Source organism: Streptomyces sp. GLSS-08, from assembly GCF_056387915.1.
The window spans coordinates 1-14,569 of sequence record NZ_JBWJAQ010000037.1 but is presented as its reverse complement, the minus strand read 5'-3'; the positions used below and the strand labels follow the sequence as shown (position 1 = coordinate 14,569).

The window sequence follows — 14,569 nt, the reverse complement described above, 5'->3', positions numbered from 1 at the left end:
GCAGGCGCGGGCGTCAGCGCAGGATGCGCCACCGGTTGTCGGGAGTACCGTCGTCCGGGGCCTGCACCACGAACGCGCCGATCGCGGTGGAGCCGTTCTCGACGCCGAGCAGTTTCCCGCTGTTCGCGTTGCGGATCTTGAAGGTGCCGTCGCCCTGGTCGAGGAGGACCCAGCGGTGGTCGGCGGTGCCGTTGTCCGACCACTGCAGGACCGTCGCGCCGTCGGCCGTCGACATGTCCCGCACGCCGAGCACCTTGCCGCTGTGGACGTTGCGGAAGCGTACGGCGTCGCCGTCGGGGATCATCTCCCAGTCGTGGTCGGCGGTGCCCGAGTCGCTCCACTGCAAAGCGCGGCCGCCGTCGGCGGTGGCCATGTCCTGGATGCCGAGGACGAGCCCGCCGGCGGCGTTGGCGAGGCGGACGGAGGAGACGGAACCGGTGTTCCAGTAGACCGTGTAGTTGTGGCCGTGGGCGTCGTGGAAGGGGCCGAGGGCGACGGTCGAGCCGTTCGCGCTGGCGGTGAAGGACAGCGCGGTGGAGCTGGTCCGCCGGATCGACGACGTGTCCAGCACGGGCAGCGAACCGAGCGCGGTGTCGCCGTAGTTGCCGGACAGGACGACGGGGCCGTAGGTGATCGCGGAGACGTTCGGGTTGTCGTTGGCAGGGCGCAGGACGGTCCGCATGGGCAGGCGGACGGTGACCGTGTCGCCGGAGGTCCAGGCGCGGGTAAGCGTGGCGTAACTGCCCGGGGTGGTGGCGATGTTCTGCACGACGCCGTTGACGCTGACGGTGGCGCCGCTGGTCCAGCCAGGGATGCGGATGCGCATCGCCCACGTGCCGCCGACGGAGCCGGTGACGCGCAGGGTCGTGGTGTCGCTCGCCGGGTAGGACGTGGTCTGCGTGACGGTGATGCCGCGCTGGGTCCAGGTGAGCACCGACGGCACGAACAGGTTCACCGTCAGGGTGGTGCCGGCATGGAAGTAGACGGAGTCCATCAGCCGGGTGTGCATCTCCAGGCCCGTGCCCTGGCAGCACCAGAAGGTGGTGTAGTCGGTGCTCCAGGTGCCGCCGCCCCAGGCCGGGCCGACGCCCCGTCGGCCGCCGGGGTTGAGCGGGGTGAAGTAGGTGACGTGGCCGTGGGGGTCGGCCGGGTCCTGCTGGCCGATCATCTGGTTCAGCCAGGCCTGCTCGTAGTAGTCGAACGGGGCCGCGCGGTCTGGGGTGAGGGTGAACAACTCCCGGGTGAGCGTGAGCATGTTGACGGTGTTGCAGCTCTCGCAGGTGTCCTGCCGGAGGTACCCGGCGATGGCGTTCGGGGCGCGGAAGTGCTCGGCCTGGCTGTTGCCGCCGATGGCGTAGGTGTGCGCGCCGACGCAGATGTTCCAGGCGTTGGTGGCGATGTCCCGGTAGCGGGTGGTGCCCGTCGCCTTGTACGCACGGGCGGCCCCGATCCACTTCGGCACCTGCGTGTTGGCGTGCAGCCCGGCCAGCCTGTCCTGGCCCGCCGCCAGCGGATCGAACACCGCGGCGTGGTCATAGCGTTGGGCGGCGGTGAGCCAGCGGCTGTCGCCGGTCTGCCGGTAGAGGTCGGTCAGGACGGCGTTCATGCCGCCGAACTCGGTGCCCAGCACGGCCTGCATCTGGGCCGTGCTCAGCCGCGCGGTGCGCCGGTCGACCCAGCCCGCCAGGGCCAGCAGCACGTCCCGGGCCTGCGTGCTGCCGAGCTGGCGCCACACGTCCAACAGGCCGGTGAGGGTCTTGTGGATCGTGTAGTACGGCACGTTCCCGTTGGACAGCGTGCCCGCCTCCAGCGCGTCGAAGTCGGACTCCGGGTAGCCCGACAGATACCCGGCGCCGAAGCCCGCGGCGCTGTTGTTGGCCTGGCACCGGGCCAGCTCCGCCACCATGTAAAGGGCCTTGTCCCGGCACACGGTGTCCCCCGCGACGGCGTACGCCTGCGCCCACGCGGTGAGGAAATGCCCCTGCACATGGCTGCGGAAGGGGAAGTCGGGCGCCTCCCAGCCGCCCACCGGGGCCGCGCCGCCGGTCGGCAGGCGGTGGCTGGCGCGGAAGGTGTACAGCAGCCGGTCGACGTCGACGAACCGCAGATAGCTCAGGGTGCGGTTCTGGTTGTCGAGCCATCTGCTCGCGGTCAGCCGCACCTGGCCGAGCTCGAAGGGGGATGCCAGCACTCCGGTGTCGGCGCGGACCGGCGGTACGGCGGCCCGGGCGGGGGAGCCGCCGAGGAGCGGTCCCACCGCGCCGGCCGCGGCGCCCGCCCCGGCGAGCTGGAGGAGGTGGCGTCTGCTGACGGAGGAGGACATGCGGGAAATCCTTTCGGCTCAGGCGCAGGCTTCCTGTTCGCAATGTCGAACATCGTTCGCAGAATCGACGAGACCCTAGGGGGTGCGCACGGGCCCGTCAATGTCGCCGGCCTCGTCACCGCTGACGAAAATGTTTCGTAACCGAGCGATTTCGGCTCCTTGTCCGGGGCGTCAAACCCGTGCCAGTGTCCCGGTTCATCAGGCAGACCACCGCGTCGAGCGCATCCGAAAGCCTTTCGTGCGCACCGCCCTCCGCCTGATCGCACGACATCGCATGCCGAAGAGATAAGAGGCAGAGCATGACGGGTTTCTCGGACTCGGTGATTCGAGAAACCGGCCCAGGGCGACGACGAGACGACACGCGATCGCCTCGGCGCTCGCTGGAGCGACGGCGCTGAGCCTTGCCGCCTGCGGATCGTCCGGGCCATCCATCCACCGCCACCTCCGGTGACGGCCCGACCATGTGGGCGCTGACGGACCAGCCTTCCCGGCCAGCGCACGGACCAGGACTCAGCCCGGTAGGAACGGTCGGCTACGCGGCGGAAGGACTCCATCGTGTTGCCTCAAGGGTCCGCCAATCGTCCGCACTCGACCGTACGGGGCCTGGGATGGACAGCACAGCGGTGATCATGCGGGAAAGGGTGGCGAGGGGGTGCCGCAGACCAGGCCTACCGGCCGAACCGGCGCCAGCCGTCGGGTGTGCCCGCAGGGCGGCCTTGGTGCTGGCCCGACGCCGAACGGCTTAGCCGGTGGGAGCTGACCTGACCTGCACCGAAGCGGACCACCCGTCGCCCCTGCTCCTGCAGGGACGACGGTCAGACCCACTGCTGGAGGACGCCAGCTGCCTGCTGTTCCACCATGCTGGTAGTCGAAAGCCGGACGCCGGAAGTCGTGGTGTCCGGACGTGGTGGTCCAACAGACTCGCCTGCGACACAGTGCGTGTTGCTCCGTGTCTGGGGCCTGCGCCTTCTGCTCAGCCGTTGCCCATGGCCTTGCGGACTGCGTCCTTTGTGCGGTCCATGAGGGCGGCGACCGGTCCGAGCGCCATGTTGTCAGCGCCGGACTCCACGCCTGGATGCGGACGGGTGGGAGCCATCGCCTCGGCGGCCTTCACCGCCTTGGCCATGGCGGCGAGGTTGGTGACGTCGGTGCTGCGGCGGATGTGCGTGAACTCGTAGCGCTCCTCGGCCCGGGCATGCTGCTGCACGTCGGCCCGCAGCGCTCGCAGCCGGGGCAGGAACTCCGGGTCATCGGTGTCCATGTCGTCCAGGGCGGCGAGGGTTTCCTTGGCCGCCCGTTCCTCAGCGAGGCGGTCCTGGACGACCTGCTCGCCGCCCGCGAGGGCCCTCCGGGCGAAGGGGTGGACGACCTCTTCCTCGGCGGTCTCGTGGACGGCGAGCAGCCGCACCAGACGGTGGAAGGCGTCGCGGCGGTCCTCGCCCTTGCTCCCTTCGACCTCGTCGAAGAGGTTGCGGATGTCGCCGTGCTGACGCATCAGCAAGGCGACAACGTCGATGTCGTCGGCCTGGTCGTCACCAGCCTGCGGGGTGTGCAGATCGGACATGTGCGGTTGCCTCACTTCTCGCGCATCGCGGGGTCGGGGTGTTCGCCCTCGGACTGCACGCGGTACTCGCGGCCGAACATTGCGTCGTGTTCGGCCATGACCCGCTCGCTGGGCGGCTCCTCACCACCGTGGATCTGCTCCTGCATCTTCTCGAACCGCTCGTGCGCCTCACGCACGTAGCCGGCGCCGAGCGTCGTCAGGTCCATCTGGGTTTCCAGCAGTTCGCGCAGGTACTGCTTGTTCGGCTCGAAGGTGAGCACGTTCGGCAGCTCGGGTGCCAGCACCTCCTGCGGATCGCGCCCGTCGTGGCGGCGCATCAGGTCGCAGGCCAGATGCAGGTGCTCCAGCTCCATGTTCAGGTGCAGCTCCCAAATGGCCCTCACCCTGGGGTCGCTCTCCTGCTCCATGAAGGAGTAGTAGAGGTAGCACTCGTTGTACTCGTGGTTCACGAGCTGCTCCCACCACGTCTCACCCGGGTCGACCAGCGACTCGTAGTGGGTGACGTGCTCCTCCTCGATGAGCCCCACTCTTGACCGGCGCGGTGGGCAACTCGCACTGATCTGCCGCTCGGTGACGGCAAGGCGCTCGAGTTGATCCGGTTTCGGGGGCGTCGGCGGCGGCGAAAGGAACGACGTCCCCGGCGAAGGCGGAGAGCCGGTGCATCCCGCTGGTGTCCCATCGAACATCGCCAAAATCCGGACCCGACGGTGTCCGCCTGCGGCGGTCCGCAGAGCGGCCGCGGCCCCCGCTTGCCCCGCAGGCCGTTGCACTCAGAGGCGGAGTAGACCAGCACCCGTACAGGTCGACGACCGCCCTCGGCTGCGGCACCATCCTCGCCGTCTCCAGCAAAGTTTGTCTTGCACATGCCTTGAAATCCTGTTTACTCCACCGGGGATGGGCACTCGGTAGCGGCAGCGTCGATCTTGACGCCGTCCGATTCCGCGAAGCGCATCAGGTGCGTCGCACGACGAGAAAGTCGCCTTCTCATGAGCACTGTTAACCCGGTCGGCAACGCGGGGCACCACACGACTGACGGCACGCCCGCTCACCAGTCACGCCGACTGTCGACAGAGACGAAGGCCGCCTTCAAGACGACCGAGTTCTTCGTCTACCTCGCCTCGGTCGTCGCCGTACTGATCGCCTCCATGGTCGTGGGGAACGAGGAAGGCCACGCCGACTACTTCCGAGCCGACAAGGCGTGGTTCTACATCGTCATCCTCACCGTCGGCTACATGATCAGCCGAGGCCTGGCCAAGTCCGGCAGCCGCGACCCCTACGACGAATCCCGCTGAGCCCCTCCCCCCTCCTTCGCTTACCCGGGCGGAGCCAGGGCGACAGACCGGCAGAGCTCCACGCACCGCGTCGGTCCGGGCAGATGATGCAGGGCACCGGTACCGGCCGGTACGCGAAGTGAGGGCCCGAAGCCACTCCAGGCTCCGGGCCCTCACCCTGTCCGCTGCCCGCGGTGCCTGCCGGTGTCTGCGGTCCTCGGTTCAGGCCGTCAGAGCGACGTCGAGTGTGGGAAGAGAAGCAGGACGTCGTCCAGGCCGACAATTACAAGACCTCGTGGACATCTGTGGGCCCGCCGACCAGCCGGATCCAGCCCCCGCCCACCGCCGCGGCACGGTTCATGCCCACCAGCACGTTGACTCCGCTGGAATCCATGAAGGTCACACCACTGAAGTCCGCCACCGTCCGATGGCCCGAAGCGCCGTTGCAGTCGGCGAAGGCCTCGCGGAGACGGCAGACGGTATTGAAGTCGATCTCACCGCCAACCGCTAGTGCACACCCCCCAGCGTCATAGGCGTCCCCTACGGCCGCGGAGGGCGATCGGTGAGACCGCGGTGGAGACACTGCCGGGCCCGTTGCCCGGAAGCGGCCACGACCCGGCTCACTGTGCGGGGCCGGGCTGGGGGCGGAGCGTTCGGGTGACTGCCGCGATCCGCATCTCCTCCAGAGCCGCGCTCTGGCTCTCGGCACGTTCCAGCAGGGTGTCCAGGTGCGCGGTGTCCAAGCGCCGGTCGGTCTCGGACAGGGCACGCAGAGTGCGCCAGCACGCCGCCTTGCCCTGAACGCCCAGGAGCATCGCCTCGGCCTCCAGCACGTCGCTGAGCGGGGAGCGGGAGAAGAGATGACCGTTGGTCTTGAGGCGGCCGGCCTTTTCCGCCAACCAGCCCAGAGCGACCTTGGTGTGGTCGACGGACACCTCCAGGTCGGCCATGATCTGTGCCAGCGCGGCGCGGTCTGCCTCCACCTGACGGGCCAGATCGGCAAGGGACGCTTTCCGTTCTTCGCCCTGCTGTGCCTGGGCGGCTCGCTGGAAGAGTTCCAGGCCACCGGTCGCACCGGAGTAGTGGTCGTTGAGATAGATCGACAGCAGACCGGCACTGCCGGGACCATCGTCCGCGGATCCGCTCCCGGCCGCCTTCCCGGCTTCGGAGCGCATCTCCTGGTCGACCGAGGCGCCGATGCCGAGCTCCGACCAGCTGCTCTCGAACTTGTCCAGTCCCTCGCGTTCCAGGGTGTCGGTCACGTCCGCGAAGTCGACGCCGGCGTGCTCCAGCGCCTCCAGGTGGGCTGCGGCCGCGGCGTAGTCCTCGGCGGTCGGCGCATGGTCAGGAAGGGTGCCGTGGTCGGCGAACGCGGCCAGCGTGGTGCCCGGCATGGTGTTCACCGTGCCCGCGATGGCCAGCTCGCTGACATACATCGTGTCCCGGTACGCCGGGTTCTTGACCCCGGTGGACGCCCACAGCGGGCGCTGGGCACGCGCCCCCGCCGCGGCCAGGATCTGCCAGCGCGGCTCGGCCACCACCTGCTCGTACGTCTGGTATGCCAGCCGGGCATTGGCGATGGCAGCCCTGCCCTTGAGCGCCCGGGCCTGCGAGGTGCCCAGGGCCTCGAGACGGCGGTCGACCTCGGAGTCAACGCGGGAGACGAAGAACGAGGCGACCGAGTGAATGTCCGACAGATCGCGTCCCGCGGCCAGGGCCTGCTCCAGACCAGTCTGGTAGGCGTCCATCACATCCCGGTAGCGCTCCAGGGAGAAGATCAGCGTGACGTTGACGCTGATACCCCGGGCGATGGCGGCGGTGACCGCCGCCAGTCCCTCGCGGGTCGCCGGGATCTTCACGAACAGGTTCGGCTCCGCCACCGTCTCCCACAGCTTCACCGCCTGGGCGATCGTGGCCTGCGCATCACGGGCCAGCCGCGGATCGACCTCGATCGACACCCGCCCGTCCCGCCCGCCGGTGCGCCGGTAGACGTCGCGGAACGCCCGGCAGCCCTCCCGCACATCGTCGGTGGTCAGCACGAAGACCGCGTCATCGACGCCCGCCCCCTCACCGCCCAGGCGGCGCAGCTGTTCGCTGTAGCGGTCTCCCTTGGACAGCGCCGAGGCGAAGATCGTGGGGTTCGTGGTGACCCCCACCACGTGCTTGTCCGTGATCAGCTCCTTCAGTTCCCCGCCGGCCAGCAGCTCACGGGACAGGTCGTCCAGCCAGACCGACACCCCCGCAGCGGACAGCCCGGCAAGCGGATCGGACGAAGCGGAAACAGACATGCGAAACCTCCAGGATGGAGCGGCGCCGCCCGGCCAGAAGGCCACACGCACTGAAAAGACGGAGACGGTGCCCGAACGACCGAGCGGACTCGTGGCAGGCACCCGCTGCCTTGCGACTCTCCGCTTTCGCCCGCCTCAATCATCAACGACCGGATTCCGGCCAGTCGCAGCCCAGCACGGACACCGATCGGCGACGATCCGAAGGCGCCCCCATCTCCCGGCGTCCGCCACCGGCTTCATGACGCACCAGGGGCATCCGCAGGCGGGAAGAAGACGGGACGAATCGCGGCACCGGATGCCCTCCAGGGCTTCCATTGGCACGGTTTCCCGGCACGACCGGCCGGAGCAGAGTGTCGTGGCGGCCGCGGCGCCGATGCGGTGCGTCCCTGACACGCTGTCGCAGCGGTGCTCAGTCGTCGTAGGGGTCGCGGCTGCCGGACTTGGCCAGACCTCGGCTGATCATGTAGCCGACGGTGAGGATCACGATGTAGAACCACGCCTTGTCGGCGCGGAAGTAGTCGGCGTGGCCCTCGTCGTCTCCCACGACCATGGAGGCGATCAACACCGCGACGACCGCGGCGATATACACGAAGAACTCGGTGGTCTTGAAGGCCGCCTTCGTCTCCGTCGACAGTCGACGCGGCCGGTGAGCGGCCGCACCGTCACCACTCCTGATGGCGCAGGGCTGTTGCGAGAGCGCGGGGCCGAGTGGAGGCCCAGCGGACGAACTTGCTATGGCATTGACCGCCGCCGACCCCAGTCCACAACCCTCGACGTCGAGTTTGGCTCATAGCCCGCTGCCACATTCCCCGTGCCTGCTCCTCAGCACCTGACGGCACCGTCCGCCCCGACGCACTGACGCGTCCGGGCGGACCCCGGGTGCCGGCCGGAACCGGCGTAGAGAGTCGAGGGGAAACATCATCGCCGGGTCGACGTACCGGCCGGCTCCGCCCATCGACGGTGAACGACATCCACGAAGCATTCCTCGGCCTCGCCAGCTGCCACCGCCCACGTCCTACGCCTTTGTGAGGACCTCTTGCGAGGTGTGCGGCCGGCGCTTCAGTGCGCGAAGACCGCCGTCGCCACGGGCACTGCCAGCAGCAGACTGAGTCCGATCAAAGGGAGGCGGTCCAGCCACAGGACCGCGGCGAATTCGCGCAGTGTCGCGGCCAGCCAGTAGGCGGGCGAGGTCGGCGCGCCCACGACGTGCACGGGCACGCCGACGCGGCGGGCCAGCAGGGTCGTGCGGTAGACGTGGAAGCCGCTGGTGACCACCGTGGCACGGTGGCCGGGAGTGGTGCCGTCCACGAGGGCCGCGCTGAAGCGGAGGTTCTGCCCGGTGTTGACGGAGCGGTCCTCCCGCGCGATCCGGTCGGCGGGCACTCCGCGTCCGCGCAGATAGTCGGCCATCGCGTCCGCCTCGGAGCGGACCTCGTCGTCGCCTTGGCCGCCCGAGACGACGAACACCACACGAGGCGTGTCCGGTGCGCGGGCGGCGTCTATCGCGAGGGCGCGCTCCAGCCTGCGGGTCAGCAGCGGGCCGGGCCGGTCGCCGTCGAGCCCGGCGCCCAGGACGACGACATGGGTGGTTCCCGGCAGGGGGTTGCTGCGGCCCCGGAGGAACACGTAGCCGGCGAAAACGAGGAAGAGCAGAGTGAGGTATCCCGCGGCCGCGTTGACCGCGACCACGAAGGCACCGAACGCCTCGCCGCCGACCGCGTGGAAGGCCGCGTCGAGGCCGAGCACCGACAGCACCGCGCAGCCGGCGCCCCCCGTTGCCAGCAGGGCTGCCTGCGGTCCGTAGCGCCGGAACAGGAGGACGCCGTCGGCCAGCAGCAGCAGGCCCAGCGCGAGCGCCAGGAGCAGGGCGGCGACGGCGAGGACGGTGGCGATGGCCGGGTGGGGTGCCGCACTGCGAGCGGCCACGCCGAGTCCGGCAGAGGTCACCGCCAGGCAGAACAGGACGGCGGTGGAGAACCGGTGCGGTGCCAGCAGAGCGTTGACGACGCCACCCGCGGCGAACGCGACCGCGGCGAGGTACTCCGGGTACTCCGGCATGTGCCGCACCGCTTCGCTCTCCTGCCCGCCGGGCCGCTGCCCGTACCCGCTCGTTCTCGCGCCGCCCGCGGGTTCCCGGACCCTTGCAATACGGGGACCCGCTACGGACGGCCGCCGGCCATCCTCCCAGACCCGCTGTGGTGCTCCGAATCCGGGCGGGCGGTGGTGCGTTCGACGGGACCGGCATGTCGTGCCGGTGGTGGTGCTGCCCGGCCGGACGTGGACAGCGCGGTTTGTGAGCGCCGGTGATCAGCAGGGCACCGCGGGCGGTTGTGTGGCCGCCCGCGGCGCGCGGGTGTCCCGAGAAGCCTCGTTCACGGGCACTGCGTCCGCCGGCACCGACGACGCGGCTCAGATGCCGCAGGTAGGGGCGGACCAGTACGGGGAAGGGTCGAGTGCGACATGGGTGTGGTCGTTGTGATCGGGGTAGCCCGGACCGAGGATCTCCGAGAAGCCGTGCGTGCGGGCCTGCTGGGCGAGGCGGCAGAGGGTGGGGGAACCGGTCAGATCGGCGGCGTCGCCGTACAGGTGGCAGCTGGTGGACGAGCCACCGACGGCGCTGTTGCAGGCGTAGGAGCGGAAGCCACTGGAGACGGTGAGCGGGACGTCCCCGAGCGCGTGACGCATCGCCTCCAGTTTCCACATGGTCTTCAGCGCGTTCGCCTTGGCGGTGGCCGCTGGGGCGGCACCGCCCGACCAGTCGGAGTTGCAGCGGTTGAGTTCGGCGTAGGAGAAGTGGATCGGTGTGCAGTCCGCGTCCTGCAGCGCGTAGAGCTTGCTGAAGGTCGCCGGCCCCGCGACCCCGTCGGCGGCGAGGCCGTACGCGGACTGGAACGTGCGCACGGCGGCGGAGCGATCATCGGCGGCGATCCACTTGACCACCGAGCGGGCCGGTCTGCCCATTTCCGTCGGAATCTCGGGCGCCGACCTGCACGACAGCCAAGCTCTGATCCCCCTGGCCATCGCGACGTCGGCGCGAACGGCGGTCTCACCGGCTACGGCGGGGACCTGGAGCGCAAGCGGCGACTGCTGGACTTCGAGAGCGGACGGAGTGCGGCAGCCCTGCTCTAGAGCTCCTTAGCGTTCATGTCGCTGAACAACAAACACATGCACGACCGTTGACGCGGCCATGGCAAGCGCTTACCTTCCAGAACACAAGCGCTTGGTCATCTGCGCGTGCCGCCCAGTCGTCTGCCAAGTTCACGTCGTCGAACCAACCGTATGGTCGCACCGGGCCCGCCGCAGAGAAAAGGGGTCAGCGAACCCCGTCGGACGAGCCGCAACCACCTGGAGAGAGAACGATGCAACGGAGACCCGTCATCGCGTGCGTCGGCCTGCTGGCCGGCACACTCGTCGCGTTGTCCGGCAACACGGCGCAGGCAGCGTCCACCCGCTACGAGGCCGAGAGTTCCCCGGCCGTCTGCACCGGCACCATCGACTCCGACTGGGCCGGCTACTCCGGCAGCGGATTCTGCAACGCCACCAACGCGGTGGGCGCCTACGCCCAGTTCACCGTGAGCGCTTCCACCGCCGGGACGGCGACACTGAGCATCCGCTTCGCCAACGGGAGCACCGCAGCCCGCCCCGCGACCCTCACGGTGAACGGCGCCTCGGTCACCTCCGTGTCCTTCGAGAGCACGGGCGCCTGGGGCACCTGGGCGACGAAGACGCTGTCGGTACCGGTCAGTTCGGGTGGCAACACCATCCGGCTCAGCCCCACCGCCGCCGCCGGGCTGCCCAATATCGACCATCTCGACGCGGAAGTGGGCGGCACCACCACCCCGCCGCCTTCGGCGACCGCTCTCTACGTGGCGCCGAACGGCACCGACGGCGCGGCCGGCACCCAGGCGGCGCCCACCACGCTCACCTCCGCGATCAGCCGCATCACCTCCGGCGGCACCATCTACCTGCGCGGCGGGACGTACAACCACGCCCAGACGGTCACCATCCCGGCGGGCAACAACGGCACCGCCGCCGACCGCACCGAACTCTTCGCCTACCCCGGTGAGACCCCGGTCCTGAACTTCTCGGCCCAGGCCGAGGACCCCGCCAACCGCGGCCTCGCCGTCAACGGGTCGTACTGGCACGTCAAGGGAATCGTCGTCGAGCGCGCCGGGGACAACGGGATCTTCGTCGGCGGCAGCAACAACATCTTCGAGCGCACGGTGACGCGCTTCAACCGCGACACCGGCCTCCAGCTCTCACGGATGCTGTCCAGCACCCCCAGCAGCCAGTGGCCGTCGAACAACCTCATCCTGAGCGCGGAATCGCACGACAACGCCGACTCCGACGGCGAGGACGCCGACGGCTTCGCCGCCAAGCTCACCACCGGTCCCGGGAACGTCTTCCGGTACGCCGTCTCCCACAACAACATCGACGACGGCTGGGACCTCTACACCAAGACGGACACCGGCCCGATCGGCCCGGTCACCATCGAGGACTCGCTCGCCTACGACAACGGCACCCTCAGCGACGGCTCCCAGGCCGGGAACGGTGACCGAAACGGTTACAAGCTCGGCGGCGAGGACATCGGCGTCGACCACGTCGTCCGGCGCAGCATCGCCTACCACAACGGCAAGCACGGCTTCACCTACAACAGCAACCCCGGCTCCATGAAGGTGTCGGACAACCTCAGCATCGACAACGCCCAGCGCAACTTCAACTTCGACGCCGGCACCTCGGTGTTCACCAACAACACCTCCTGCCGCAGCGGCAGTGGCACCAACGACCGGATCATCGGCACCGCCGACGGCACCAACCAGTTCTGGTCCGGCACGAACGGCTCCCGCTGCTCGTCGTACGCCGGAGCCCTGCACTGGTCGTACGCCTCGGACGGCCGCCTGGTCGTCACCTTCGGCGGCTAGGTGGGCATTTGAAGAAGCTTTGTGCCAGTAAGTAACTTTCGTGGCCGCCGCGTTTGAGGTGTTTGCCTCATACGCACACCCTCGTGTCCATCGAGCTGCGGACTCGGCCGCCCGTTTGTTTTGTTTTTCATGCACGAAGTCCGTCTGGTTTGAAGATCGGGCAGAAACGCCCAGCAGTAGTGGAACGGCACCGTCCGCCACATCCATGATCACGCTATGGCGGCCGACACCAAGCCGATGCCTGTGGGCGACGACCCGTGCGACGGCCGTTGAGGAGTTACTGAGCCCGTGATTGCGGATCGCGCGGGATGAATACGCACGGTCAGCCAGGACGGCATCGGGTCGGGTTCTGGGCCGGCCGGGTCCGCTTCGCAGAACACGGGATACTGGCCATGACGGTCTCGAAGGCTGGGGCGTCGCCCGCTTGGCCTGCGGTGACGCGAAGGGCCAGGATGCGTTCCCAGGTGCCGTCCACGGCCCACCTGATCAGGCGTTTATGAGCGGTCTGGAACGAGCCGAGCTCGTCCGGCAGGCCCGCCAGGGAGAGCAGGTGCGGTACTTCCACGCGATGGCTTCCAGGGTTCGGCGGTGATCGGCCCATCGCCGACCGCGGACCGGATCGGCCGGCATCAGCGGCTCGATCCGGTCCCACATCGCATCAGTGATCACTAATCGGACAGACACCTAAACGGACAGCACCCGTCGACTGACTCCCCGTCCAGGGCAGGGGGTGGCCTTCCTGGGCCTCGGTACCCGTAGTAGCCGTTGGTGGACCGGTCGGTATTCGGCCTGGTGACTGCTGGAGTTCACGGCGGACAGGCAAGGCAGACCGGCTGGTCCTCGGTCCCTGGTATCGGTGGACCTTTCGCCTCGCCTGCGGCGCACGCCCGTGGTGCGATGAAACAGGGGGGTCGGGAAGGAGAGAGCGATGATCTCACCGGCAGGGGAGCGCAAGAATGGGACGGGCCCTGTGTCGGTCCGCCCGCTGGGTGAGGCGGACCTGGACCGGGCCGACGAGATCTTCAGGGTCGCCTTCGGGACGTTCCTCGGGGCTCCCGAGCCGAGAACGTTCTTCGGGACCGCCGACTACGTCCGCACTCGCTGGGCGGCCGATCCGCATGCGGCCTTCGCAGCGACGGTCGAAGGCGAAGTCGTTGCATCGAACTTCGCCGTCAACTGGGGCAGCGTCGGGTATTTCGGCCCGCTGACCGTACGTCCGGACCTGTGGGACCAGGGCATCGGCAGGCGCCTCATGAAGCCGGTCATGGACTGCTTCGAGACCTGGGACAACCGACACCTGGGCCTGTTCACCTTCTCGCACAGTCCGAAGCACCTTGAGCTCTACCGCCGCTACGGTTTCTGGCCCCGATTCCTCACAGCCATCATGAGGAAGCAGGTCGCAGGCAGTGCCGCGGTCCCAGGCCGAGTGCTGTACGGCGAGCTTCCCACCGCCGAACGGCTCGACGCCGTGAGCCTGTGTCGCACACTGACCGGGGCCGTGTTCGAGGGCCTGAGCGTGGAACGCGAGATCGTGGCCGCGCACGCGCAGGGACTCGGTGACACCATCCTGCTCCAGGGGGCCGGCTCCGAGCTCGATGGCCTGGCCGTCTGCCACTGCGGAGCCGGGTCGGAGGCCGGAGAGGACGTGTGCTTCGTCAAGTTCGGCGCCGTGCGCCCTGGCCCGGAGGCGGCCGACCGGTTCGAACGACTGCTCACCGCATGCGAGCGGCTCGCCGCCGAGCGCGGCCTGGGGCAACTGGACGCCGGAATGAACCTGGCCCGCGAGGATGCCTACCGGCGAATGGTCGACCGCGGTTTCCGCACCTGGTTGCAGGGCGTGGCCATGCACAGGCCCAACGAACCCGGCTACAGCCACCCCGACGCCTACGTGATCGATGACTGGCGCTGAGACCCCGCCACCGCAGCCACGGCGCCACCAACACCGCCTCAGCTTCCTGAACTGACGCGGACTCAGCCCGGTGAACGGGGCTGTCCAGGACGGCTCCGACGCCGTGATCACACCAGCCACATCAAGATCACCTCATGCATGACCAGCAGTTACGGGACAAGTCTTACGAGCTCGTGCACGACAAGCGGTGAGACGTCGGGCCCGTGATGGTTGATCATGGTCGGGTGGTGGGGAACAGGGCTCGCGCAGTGATCATCAGCAACCGTCGCATCACGGGCCTGACGGGCGCCGT

Annotated in this window: 9 protein-coding genes and 6 pseudogenes; 5 read left to right on the top strand and 10 right to left on the bottom strand. The window is 69.0% G+C overall.

The genetic code is table 11. The features are described from left to right. Window positions 1–13: 13 nt before the first annotated feature. From AC0ZLC_RS33815 to AC0ZLC_RS33805, 3 genes and pseudogenes are all read right to left on the bottom strand, one after another. Complete coding sequence (locus AC0ZLC_RS33815; RefSeq protein ID WP_476755747.1) at window positions 14–2,323, bottom strand: beta-L-arabinofuranosidase domain-containing protein; 2,310 nt, start codon at window positions 2,321–2,323, stop codon at window positions 14–16. Between the two features lie 973 nt (window positions 2,324–3,296). Then, a complete protein-coding gene (locus tag AC0ZLC_RS33810; RefSeq protein ID WP_476755746.1) occupies window positions 3,297–3,887 on the bottom strand; it encodes a hemerythrin domain-containing protein in 591 nt (196 codons plus the stop codon). 11 nt (window positions 3,888–3,898) lie between these two features. Next, a pseudogene (locus AC0ZLC_RS33805) lies at window positions 3,899–4,414 on the bottom strand (hypothetical protein); the annotation flags it as partial. A 459-nt stretch (window positions 4,415–4,873) separates the two neighbouring features. On the opposite strand from AC0ZLC_RS33805, the gene AC0ZLC_RS33800 reads away from it, so the two are divergent. After that, window positions 4,874–5,179 carry a hypothetical protein gene (locus AC0ZLC_RS33800; protein ID WP_476755745.1) on the top strand — a complete coding sequence of 102 codons (306 nt, stop codon included), beginning with the start codon at window positions 4,874–4,876 and terminating at the stop codon, window positions 5,177–5,179. 262 nt (window positions 5,180–5,441) lie between these two features. Here the strand turns inward: AC0ZLC_RS33800 and AC0ZLC_RS33795 are convergent, their stop codons facing one another. From AC0ZLC_RS33795 to AC0ZLC_RS33775, 5 genes and pseudogenes are all read right to left on the bottom strand, one after another. Beyond that, complete coding sequence (locus tag AC0ZLC_RS33795; RefSeq protein WP_476755744.1) at window positions 5,442–5,741, bottom strand: STAS domain-containing protein; 300 nt, start codon at window positions 5,739–5,741, stop codon at window positions 5,442–5,444. Window positions 5,742–5,778: 37 nt separating this feature from the next. After that, complete coding sequence (gene tal / locus AC0ZLC_RS33790; RefSeq protein ID WP_476755743.1) at window positions 5,779–7,446, bottom strand: transaldolase; 1,668 nt, start codon at window positions 7,444–7,446, stop codon at window positions 5,779–5,781. 409 nt (window positions 7,447–7,855) lie between these two features. Beyond that, window positions 7,856–8,035 (bottom strand): hypothetical protein, encoded by a 180-nt coding sequence (locus AC0ZLC_RS33785; protein ID WP_476755742.1) that lies wholly within the window; start codon window positions 8,033–8,035, stop codon window positions 7,856–7,858. A 470-nt stretch (window positions 8,036–8,505) separates the two neighbouring features. Then, window positions 8,506–9,504 (bottom strand): YdcF family protein, encoded by a 999-nt coding sequence (locus tag AC0ZLC_RS33780; RefSeq protein WP_476755760.1) that lies wholly within the window; start codon window positions 9,502–9,504, stop codon window positions 8,506–8,508. Between the two features lie 351 nt (window positions 9,505–9,855). Next, window positions 9,856–10,356, bottom strand: a pseudogene (locus tag AC0ZLC_RS33775) (D-Ala-D-Ala carboxypeptidase family metallohydrolase); the annotation flags it as partial. Between the two features lie 13 nt (window positions 10,357–10,369). Between AC0ZLC_RS33775 and AC0ZLC_RS33770 the strand changes: the two are divergent. The 3 genes and pseudogenes from AC0ZLC_RS33770 to AC0ZLC_RS33760 all read left to right on the top strand — a co-directional run. After that, window positions 10,370–10,462: pseudogene (locus AC0ZLC_RS33770) on the top strand (IS5/IS1182 family transposase); the annotation flags it as partial. Continuing rightward, a pseudogene (locus AC0ZLC_RS33765) lies at window positions 10,459–10,575 on the top strand (methylated-DNA--[protein]-cysteine S-methyltransferase); the annotation flags it as partial. The pseudogenes AC0ZLC_RS33770 and AC0ZLC_RS33765, both read left to right, overlap by 4 nt. Window positions 10,576–10,805: 230 nt before the next feature. Beyond that, window positions 10,806–12,368, top strand: coding sequence for a carbohydrate-binding protein (locus AC0ZLC_RS33760; protein WP_476755741.1), 1,563 nt, complete (start codon window positions 10,806–10,808; stop codon window positions 12,366–12,368). Window positions 12,369–12,596: 228 nt separating this feature from the next. Here AC0ZLC_RS33760 and AC0ZLC_RS33755 read toward each other — a convergent pair. Beyond that, window positions 12,597–13,052 (bottom strand): annotated as a pseudogene (locus tag AC0ZLC_RS33755) (transposase); the annotation flags it as partial. 244 nt (window positions 13,053–13,296) lie between these two features. Between AC0ZLC_RS33755 and AC0ZLC_RS33750 the strand changes: the two are divergent. Continuing rightward, window positions 13,297–14,277 carry a GNAT family N-acetyltransferase gene (locus tag AC0ZLC_RS33750; protein WP_476755740.1) on the top strand — a complete coding sequence of 327 codons (981 nt, stop codon included), beginning with the start codon at window positions 13,297–13,299 and terminating at the stop codon, window positions 14,275–14,277. Window positions 14,278–14,316: 39 nt separating this feature from the next. Here the strand turns inward: AC0ZLC_RS33750 and AC0ZLC_RS33745 are convergent. Next, a pseudogene (locus tag AC0ZLC_RS33745) lies at window positions 14,317–14,397 on the bottom strand (IS5/IS1182 family transposase); the annotation flags it as partial. Window positions 14,398–14,569: the final 172 nt, after the last annotated feature.

Excerpts from the sequence above, each read along its gene's own strand:
- AC0ZLC_RS33800 (WP_476755745.1), top strand. The coding sequence starts at position 4,874 with ATGAGCACTGTTAACCCGGTCGGCAACGCGGGGCACCACACGACTGAC.
- tal (WP_476755743.1), bottom strand. The coding sequence starts at position 7,446 with ATGTCTGTTTCCGCTTCGTCCGATCCGCTTGCCGGGCTGTCCGCTGCG.
- AC0ZLC_RS33760 (WP_476755741.1), top strand. The coding sequence starts at position 10,806 with ATGCAACGGAGACCCGTCATCGCGTGCGTCGGCCTGCTGGCCGGCACA.
- AC0ZLC_RS33815 (WP_476755747.1), bottom strand. The coding sequence starts at position 2,323 with ATGTCCTCCTCCGTCAGCAGACGCCACCTCCTCCAGCTCGCCGGGGCG.
- AC0ZLC_RS33810 (WP_476755746.1), bottom strand. The coding sequence starts at position 3,887 with ATGTCCGATCTGCACACCCCGCAGGCTGGTGACGACCAGGCCGACGAC.
- AC0ZLC_RS33780 (WP_476755760.1), bottom strand. The coding sequence starts at position 9,504 with ATGCCGGAGTACCCGGAGTACCTCGCCGCGGTCGCGTTCGCCGCGGGT.
- AC0ZLC_RS33750 (WP_476755740.1), top strand. The coding sequence starts at position 13,297 with ATGATCTCACCGGCAGGGGAGCGCAAGAATGGGACGGGCCCTGTGTCG.